The following is an 8,535-nucleotide window of genomic DNA, read 5'->3' on the forward strand; positions in this document are numbered from 1 at the left end:
CCACAGGGCTGGTCGCCGGGGCCTCAGCGGGCTGGTCCGACGCCGCCGGGGCAGGCCTCTGGGCCTCAGCGGGCCGCTCCGGTGCCACAGGGCTGGTCGCCGGGGCCTCAGCGGGCTGCTTCGCTGCCCCGGGGCTCGGCGCCGGGGCCTCAGCGGGCTGGTCCGACGCCGCCGGGGCAGGCCTCAGGGCCTCAGCGGGCCGCTCCGGTGCCGGGGTGGGCTGCTCGGGAGTCAGGTGGTGGGGGTTCCTGGGGTGTTCGTCGGTGGGGATCGGGTCGGTGGCCCGGTCCGGACGCCCCGCGTGGCGCTCGGCCGACTCGTCGTTGCCGGACCGCGGCCGCCCGCGCCCGCCGCTCTCGTCCACCGGTGTCCCCTCGATCGAAGCGTCTCCCGCGCCTGCCGGACGGGAGGGTCTCGAGTCGATGGTATGCGTCCGTCGTGGCGCGTTTCGCCCCGGCACCCCTGTGTTTCCCGTACGTCGACCTCCTCTCCCGGCTTCCCCCACGGAACACGGCCGGGTCACTGTCAGTGGCGGGCCGTAAGGTCTGGGGCATGGAGACGAGCACCGAGGGCGCGGCGCAGCCCGACAGCAGTCCGGCCGCGGCGGTGGATCCGCCGGTCCCGGCGGGGCCCGCCGAGGCGGCGGAGGTAGGGACGGAGGCCGAGGCCCAGCCGGTGGCGGAGGCAGCGGCCGAGACCGCCGCTGTGAGCGCCCTCGTGACCGGGTCCACCGCCATACCGCCGGCCTCGCTGTCCCCCTCGCGTGCCAGTGACTTCATGCAGTGCCCGCTGCTGTACCGCTTCCGGGTGATCGACCGGCTGCCGGAGAAGCCGAGCGAGGCCGCGACCCGGGGCACCCTGGTGCACGCCGTCCTGGAGCGGCTCTTCGACGCTCCGGCGGCCGAGCGCACGGCGCCCCGGGCGAAGTCGCTGATCCCCGGCCAGTGGGACCGGCTGCGCGAGACGCGGCCGGAGGTCGGGGAGTTGTTCGCCGACGATCCCGAGGGCGAGCGGCTGGCGCGTTGGCTGGCCGAGGCGGAGCAGCTCGTCGAGCGCTGGTTCACCCTGGAGGATCCCAGCCGGCTGGAGCCGGCCGAGCGGGAGCTGTTCGTCGAGGCGGAGCTGGAGTCGGGGCTGCGGCTGCGCGGCATCATCGACCGGGTCGACGTGGCGCCCACGGGCGAGGTCCGCATCGTCGACTACAAGACGGGCAAGGCGCCCCGGCCGGAGTACTCCGAGGGCGCCCTGTTCCAGATGAAGTTCTACGCCCTGGTGGTGTGGCGGCTGAAGAACGTGGTCCCCCGGCGGCTGCAGCTGGTCTACCTCGGCAGCGGCCAGGTGCTGACGTACGATCCGGTCCTCGCCGATCTGGAGCGGGTGGAGCGCAAGCTGCTGGCGTTGTGGGAGGCGATCCGGCTCGCCACCGAGACGGGCGACTGGCGTCCGCGCCCGACGAAGTTGTGCGGCTGGTGCGACCACCAGGCGCACTGCCCGGAGTTCGGGGGCACTCCCCCGCCGTATCCGCTGCCGGTGCGCGCGGCGGAGCTTCCGGTGCAGCCCGTCGCCGGTGAGGGCGCCTGAGTCCGGTGGGCCCGCGCAGGGCAGAATGGGGCCGGACTAGCGAAGGAGACTTACGTGGCCATCCGCGTCCTACTGGTCGACGACCAGCCGCTGCTCCGTACCGGCTTCCGGATGATTCTGGAGGCCGAGCAGGACATCGCGGTCGTCGGGGAGGCCGGTGACGGACTGCAGGCACTCGACCAGGTGCGTGCGCTACAGCCCGATGTGGTTCTGATGGACATCCGCATGCCGCGGATGGACGGTGTGGAGGCGACCCGGCAGATCACCGGCCCCGGGCGGGACGGCCCGGCGAAGGTGCTGGTGCTGACCACCTTCGACCTCGACGAGTACGTGGTGGAGGCGCTGCGCGCCGGTGCCAGCGGGTTCCTGCTCAAGGACGCGCCCGCCAACGAACTGGTGCAGGCCATCCGGGTCGTCGCCGGGGGCGAGGCGATGCTCGCGCCGAGCATCACGCGCCGGCTGCTCGACAAGTACGCCACGCATCTGCCGTCGGGGGACGAGCCGGTGCCGGACGCGCTGCACACGCTCACCGACCGCGAGGTCGAGGTGCTGAAGCTGGTGGCGCGCGGGCTGTCCAACGCGGAGATCGCCGCCGACCTGTTCGTCAGTGAGACCACCGTCAAGACGCACGTGGGGCATGTGCTGACGAAGCTGGGTCTGCGTGACCGGGTGCAGGCGGCGGTGTACGCGTACGAAAGCGGGCTGGTGCGCCCCGGCGCGCAGTAGCGTCCGCGATCCGGTACACGAGAGGGCGCCCCCCGCCGAGCGGGAGGCGCCCTTCTTCGCTCCGGTGCGTCAGGCGTCCTTGCTGAGCTCCCAGAAGCGGAAGACCGTCGAGGCGTCGAGGCAGTACTCGAGGCCGTAGACGCCGTCGCGGACGACCGCGTACTGCTTGGCCTGCCACACCGGCAGGACGGGGAGTTCGTCGGCGACGATGTCCTGCAGCTCCCCGAACTCCTTGTCCGTGGAGGCCCGGTCGGTCAGGGCGGCGGTGCGCGGGATGAGCGAGCCGGTGATCGTGCTGTTGTCGTAGTTGTTGCTCAGCACGTTGCCCTTGCCGAAGAAGGGCGCCGTGAAGTTGTCGGCGTCCGGGTAGTCCGGCACCCAGCCCTTCACGTAGACGCCGTACTTGCCGGCGGCGATGTCCTTCTCGTACTGGCCGAAGGGGACGGACTTGACGCTCGCGTCGAACAGGCCGCTGGTGTTGAGCTGGCCGGCGATCGCCTTCAGCTCCTGGTCGGTGGCGGGACCGTAGCGGGACGGAGTCGACCAGAGGGTGAGTTTCACCCGGTCCGTGATGCCGTCCCGGCGCAGCGCGGCCTGGGCCCTGGCCGTGGAGGGGCGGGCGCCGTAGGTGTCGAAGAAGGCCGTGTTGTGGCCCGCGATACCGGCCGGGATGATCGAGTACAGCGGGGTCGCGGTGCCCTGGTAGACGTCCTTGATGAGGGCTTCGCGGTCGAGCAGGTGGGCGATGGCCTTGCGGACGCCGATCTTTCCGGCGACCGGGTCGTCCATGTTGAACACCAGGTGCTGGACCTCGGCGCTGCTGCCCTCGACGACCTCGGTGCCGGTGCCGTCGTCGGCCTTCTCCATGTCGGCGACGTCACCCGCGGTGAGGCCGCGGTAGGCGATGTCGACCTCCTCGTTCTCGATGGCCTGCTTCAGGGCGGTCTGGTCGCCGTCGAAGAACTTCAGCGTCACGCCGGTGTTCTTCACCTTGGCGGTGCCCTGGTAGTTCTCGTTGACCGAGAAGACGGCCTGGCCGTCGTCGAACGAGTCGAGCTTGTAGGGGCCGGAGCCGACGGCCTGGCCGTCCTCGCGGAGCTTGCCCGCGTCGTACTCGTTGTGGTCGACGATCGAACCGGCGCCGGAGGCGATCTTGCTCGGGAAGGTGGCGTCGGCGGTGTTCAGCTGGAAGACGACCGTCTTCTCGTCCGGTGTCTCGACCTTGTCGAGCGTGGGGAACATGATCGCGGGCCCGTCCGGGTCGTTGATCTTCAGCATGCGGTCGAAGGAGAACTTGACGTCCTCGGAGGTGAGCGCGTCACCGTTGCTGAACTTGAGGCCGTCCTTCAGCGTGCACGTGTAGACCCGGGTCTGCGTGTCGCTGAAGGCGCAGCTCTCGGCGGCCTCCGGCTGGGGTTCCGTGGCGCCCTTGGGGAAGCTCAGCAGGGACTGGAAGACGTTGTTGAACAACAGCCAGGAGCCGGGGTCGTAGCCGGAGGCCGGGTCGGTGGCCAGGACGTCGTCGGACATCCCCACCACCACGTTGGAGCCGTCCCCCGCGGAGTCTCCGCTCTCCGTGCCACAGCCGGTCAGCAGTCCGGAGGCGAGTCCGGCCACGATGGGCAGGACCGGCCACTGGTTGCGTAGGTTCACGTGTGTGCCTTTGTCGTCGGTTCTCGAGAACTCCCGGAGCACGTCCCTGGCTCCGGGGCACGGCTCCCCGGGGGCCGCGGTCACCGGCCCCGGGGATCCAGCGGGTCCGTCAGCCGCTCACGCCCCGCCCGAGCTCCCACAGCTGGAGCGTCGAGGCGGAGTTGAGCGCGTATGCGGTACCCGTGACGTCGTCGCGGGCGGCGACGTACTGCTTGCCCTGCCACAGGGGCAGCACCGGCACGTCACCGGCGACGATGTCCTGAATGTCCGTCAGGCTGCTGGAGGCGGACAGCCGGTCCGCCTCACGGCGGGATTCCGGGATCAGGGTGTTGCGGATCTGGCTGTTGGCGTACGGCGAGCCAAGGGTGTTGTCGGCGTCCAGGAACGGCGCGAGGAAGTTGTCGGCGTCCGGGAAGTCCGGGAACCAGCCCATGCCGTAGACGGCGTAGTCGCCCTTCTTCTCGGCCGGGCGGAACGTGTCCCAGGGAGTGCCCTTGATGCCGACGTCGAAGAGGCCGCTGGAGTTCAGCTGGTCGCGCAGGACCTCGAACTCCTTCTTGGTGGCCGGGCCGTAGTGGTCGGTGGTGTAGTGCAGCGTCAGCTTCACCGGGGTGGTGATGTTCGCCTGGTTGAGCAGGGAACGGGCCTTGGTGACGTTCGGCTCGCCGTACTTGTTGAAGAACGAGTTGGAGTGGCCGGTGACGCTGGCCGGGACCAGCGAGTACAGCGGCTCGGCCTGGGAGCCGTAGACCTTGGAGACCAGGGCGCTGCGGTTGACGACCTGGGCCATCGCCTGGCGTACGGCCTTGGACTTCACCGTCGGGGCGTCGGTGTTGAAGCCCAGGTAGCGGATTTCCAGACCGGGCATTTCGACGAGGTCGATGTCGGTGTCCGCGTCGCCCGAGAGCTTGCGGATCTGGTCCGGCGACATGGCGCGGGTCATCAGGTCGATGTCGCCCTTGTTCAGCGCCTCGCCCATGGCGTCGGCGTCCTTGAAGGACACCATGTCGACCTTGTCGTTGTTCACCTTGAGGGTCCCCTTGTAGTCGGGGTTCTTGGTGAACTCGGCCTTGACCAGCTCGTTGTTCTCGACGTCGGCCTTGAGGGTGTACGGGCCGGAGCCTTCCAGGTCGAAGCCGTCGCGCAGCTTGCCCTTCGGGTAGTCCTCGGGGTCGACGATGCCGGCGACGGGGGTCGACAGCTTGTAGGGGAAGGTCGCGTCGGCCGTCTTGAGGTGGAAGATGACCTCGCGGTCACCCTGGGTCTCGATCGTGTCGATGGTGGACAGCAGGGCGAACACGCCGCTGTCGGCCTTGAGGGAGCGGGCGCGGTCGATGGAGTACTTCACGTCGGCCGCGGTGACAGCGTTGCCGTTGGAGAACTTCAGGCCGTCGCGCAGGGTGCAGGCGTAGCGCTCGTTGCCGGTGTCGGTGAAGCCGCACCGCTCGGCGGCCTCCGGTACCGGCTCGCCTTCGCCGCGCGGCTGGATCATCAGGGTCTGCACGGTCTGGCGCAGGATGTTCCAGGTGCCGACGTCGTAGGCGTAGGCCGGGTCGAGGGGCGCCGGGGCGTCCTTCGAGGCGGTGAACCGGTCCGTGGTGCCGACGACGATCGCGTCGCTGTCGCTGCTCCCGCTGTCGGACCCTCCGCAGGCGGCGAGCACCGGCGCGAGCAGGCCGATCACGGCCGGCAGCACCAAAGTCTTGCGGTTCATGCTCGAGTTTCTCCAGAGCTGTCGACTCCGTGTACCCGGCATGCAGGGGTGGCGCAGCGGATCACGGGGGTGGGGCGATGTTCTCGCGACGAGGTTAGTCCGGGCCGGCAGGAGGGTTCGCAGCCACCGGAGTTGAGCACCCATCACGCTGTGGAACCGGGCGCGGACAGACCGAAAACCCGACAGCGGAAGCTTTGGTACAGCGTTCCATCAATCGGGACACAAGGGCACGCCGACAACCCCCTGGAGGGGGCGCGCAGCACACGCCGGATCGACTGTCGAGCCCGGAATGCGTGGGGAACGTCACACGCGTAAACGGGTTCGAAGGTACGGGAATTCGATCGTCCGGAGGGCTGTGAATTCGCCTTCGGAATTGCCGCTCTAACGCCGCTGCACGCTGGGTGAACGCCTAGCGCATTTCCGTCATCAAGCCGTGCAGAAATGTCAGGTCGACCTCTTCGAGGGAGGTGACGACCGTGCGGCGCAGGGCCGGCGCGATGGGGGCCACGGAGGGCACGGCCACGACCTGGCAGCCCGCGGCCTCGGCGGCGGCGACTCCGGTCGCGGTGTCCTCGATGACGGCGCACCGGGCCGGGTCCGCGCCGAGTCCGGCCGCGGCGGCCAGGTAGGGGTCGGGGTGCGGCTTGGTGCGCGGCACCTCGTCACCGGCCACGGTCAGGCTGAAGTGGTGGGCGCCGAGCGAGGTGAGGACCCGGTCGATGATGCGCCGGTGCGAGGCGGAGACGAGGGCGGTGGGGATCTCGTTCTCGTACAGCTCGGCGAGCAGCCGGCCGGCGCCGGGCATCAGCGGCAGGGCGCGGCTGATGCGGTCCTCGAAGCCGTCGTTCAGGAGCACGGTGAGCTCGTCCAGGGTGATGTCGGCGCCGGTGGCCTCGATGAGGAACCCGGCGCTGCGGGTCATGGGGCCGCCGACCACGACATGGCGCCAGGACTCGTCGAGTGTGTGGCCGAGAGAGGCGAAGACCTCGACCTCGACGTCCCACCAGAAGCCCTCGGTGTCCACCAGGGTGCCGTCCATGTCGAGGAGCACCGCTTGCAGGGCGGAGCCCTCGGCCGTTGGGGTATCCCCTGCTCGAGCGGAGCCGAGAGCTTGGGGAACTGTTCCGAGCGCGGGGACCGTACTGGTCATCCACATACCTCCTTGAGGGACGATCAGGCCGGCTCCCACGAGGGGAACCGGCCTGCGGTGGACCGACCAGTCTACGACGTGCGCGGAGGAAGCGCCTCCTCTGCTCTCTGTGCCAAGTCAGCGGGCGTTGAAGTACTTCGCCTCCGGGTGGTGGATCACGATGGCGTCCGTGGACTGCTCGGGGTGGAGCTGGAACTCCTCGGACAGCTGGACGCCGATGCGCTCCGGTTCGAGCAGGTCGGCGATCTTGGCCCGGTCCTCCAGGTTGGGGCAGGCGCCGTAGCCGAGGGAGAAGCGGGCGCCCCGGTACTTGAGCTCGAACATGCCCTGCATCTCGTCGGGGTCCTCGCCCGCGAAGCCGAGCTCGGAGCGCACACGGGCGTGCCAGTACTCGGCGAGCGCCTCGGCCAGCTGCACGGACAGCCCGTGCAGTTCGAGGTAGTCGCGGTAGGCGTTGGCCTCGAAGAGCCGCGCGGTCTGCTCGCCGATGCGCGAGCCCACGGTGACGACCTGGAGGCCGACGACGTCGGTCTCGCCGGACTCCTCCGGGCGGAAGAAGTCGGCCAGGCACAGGCGGCGGCCGCGGCGCTGGCGCGGGAAGGTGAAGCGGGTGCGTTCGTTGCCCTGCTCGTCGAGGATGATCAGGTCGTCGTCCTTGGAGACGCACGGGAAGTAGCCGTAGACCACGGCCGCCTCCAGCAGGTTCTCCGTCTGGAGCCGGTCGAGCAGGCCGCGCAGCCGGGGCCTGCCCTCGCTCTCGACGAGCTCCTCGTACGACGGGCCTTCACCGGTGCGGGCCTGCTTCAGGCCCCACTGGCCCTTGAAGAGGGCGCCCTCGTCGAGCCAGCTCGCGTACTCCTTGAGCTGGATGCCCTTGATGACACGGGTGCCGCGGAAGGGCGGGGTGGGCACGGGGTTGTCGGTGGCGACGTCGGAGCGGACGTGCCCCTCCTCGGGGCGCTCCTCGACGGCGGCGGGGGCGGTGGCCCGTACCCGCCGCTGCTTGAGCTCGGGCAGCTTCGCACCGGGCACGCCCCGCTTGACGCCGATGAGGGCGTCCATCAGGCGCAGGCCCTCGAAGGCGTCGCGGGCGTAGCGGACCTCGCCCTGGTAGATCTCGTGCAGGTCCTGCTCGACGTAGGCGCGGGTCAGGGCGGCGCCGCCGAGGATGACCGGGTAGCCGGAGGCCAGGCCGCGCTGGTTCAGCTCCTCCAGGTTCTCCTTCATGATCACGGTGGACTTCACCAGGAGACCGGACATGCCGATGACGTCGGCCTTGTGTTCCTCGGCGGCTTCCAGGATCGCGGAGACCGGCTGCTTGATGCCGAGGTTGACGACGTTGTAGCCGTTGTTGGACAGGATGATGTCGACGAGGTTCTTGCCGATGTCGTGCACGTCGCCGCGCACGGTGGCCAGCACGATGGTGCCCTTGCCGGCCTCGTCGGTCTTCTCCATGTGCGGTTCGAGGTGGGCGACGGCCGTCTTCATGACCTCGGCGGACTGCAGGACGAACGGCAGCTGCATCTGGCCGGAGCCGAACAGCTCACCGACGACCTTCATGCCGTCCAGCAGGGTCTCGTTGACGATGTCGAGCGCGGGCCGCTCCTGCAGGGCCTCGTCCAGGTCCGCTTCGAGGCCGTTCTTCTCACCGTCGATGATGCGGCGCTTCAGGCGCTCGTCCAGGGGCAGGGCGGCCAGTTCCTCGGCCTTG

At 69.7% G+C, this 8,535-nt stretch carries 6 protein-coding genes; 2 read left to right on the forward strand and 4 right to left on the reverse strand.

The features are described 5' to 3' along the window. Positions 1-552 precede the first annotated feature (552 nt). Positions 553-1,581, forward strand: coding sequence for a RecB family exonuclease (locus tag AB0F04_RS32280; RefSeq protein ID WP_362048086.1), 1,029 nt, complete (start codon positions 553-555; stop codon positions 1,579-1,581). A gap of 54 nt (positions 1,582-1,635) precedes the next feature. Then, positions 1,636-2,307, forward strand: coding sequence for a response regulator transcription factor (locus tag AB0F04_RS32285; protein ID WP_362048089.1), 672 nt, complete (start codon positions 1,636-1,638; stop codon positions 2,305-2,307). 69 nt (positions 2,308-2,376) lie between these two features. On the opposite strand, the gene AB0F04_RS32290 is transcribed toward AB0F04_RS32285, so the two are convergent. The 4 genes from AB0F04_RS32290 to AB0F04_RS32305 all read right to left on the reverse strand — a co-directional run. Then, on the reverse strand, positions 2,377-3,960 hold the full coding sequence (locus tag AB0F04_RS32290; protein WP_362048092.1) for an ABC transporter substrate-binding protein: 1,584 nt from the start codon (positions 3,958-3,960) through the stop codon (positions 2,377-2,379). 109 nt (positions 3,961-4,069) lie between these two features. Then, the gene (locus AB0F04_RS32295; RefSeq protein WP_362048095.1) at positions 4,070-5,674 is read right to left on the reverse strand and encodes an ABC transporter substrate-binding protein; all 1,605 of its coding nucleotides are present in this window, start codon (positions 5,672-5,674) and stop codon (positions 4,070-4,072) included. Between the two features lie 409 nt (positions 5,675-6,083). Beyond that, on the reverse strand, positions 6,084-6,824 hold the full coding sequence (locus tag AB0F04_RS32300) for an HAD family phosphatase (protein ID WP_362048098.1): 741 nt from the start codon (positions 6,822-6,824) through the stop codon (positions 6,084-6,086). 117 nt (positions 6,825-6,941) lie between these two features. Beyond that, on the reverse strand, positions 6,942-8,535 hold a 1,594-nt coding region (locus AB0F04_RS32305), incomplete at its 5' end, for a vitamin B12 dependent-methionine synthase activation domain-containing protein (RefSeq protein ID WP_362048101.1).

This window comes from Streptomyces sp. NPDC029041, assembly GCF_040637515.1.
Classification (GTDB): Bacteria; Actinomycetota; Actinomycetes; order Streptomycetales; family Streptomycetaceae; genus Streptomyces.

Bases quoted from the DNA above. Each gene is read 5' to 3' on its own strand.
- AB0F04_RS32280 (WP_362048086.1), top strand. From the start codon at position 553: ATGGAGACGAGCACCGAGGGCGCGGCGCAGCCCGACAGCAGTCCGGCC.
- AB0F04_RS32295 (WP_362048095.1), bottom strand. From the start codon at position 5,674: ATGAACCGCAAGACTTTGGTGCTGCCGGCCGTGATCGGCCTGCTCGCG.
- AB0F04_RS32300 (WP_362048098.1), bottom strand. From the start codon at position 6,824: ATGACCAGTACGGTCCCCGCGCTCGGAACAGTTCCCCAAGCTCTCGGC.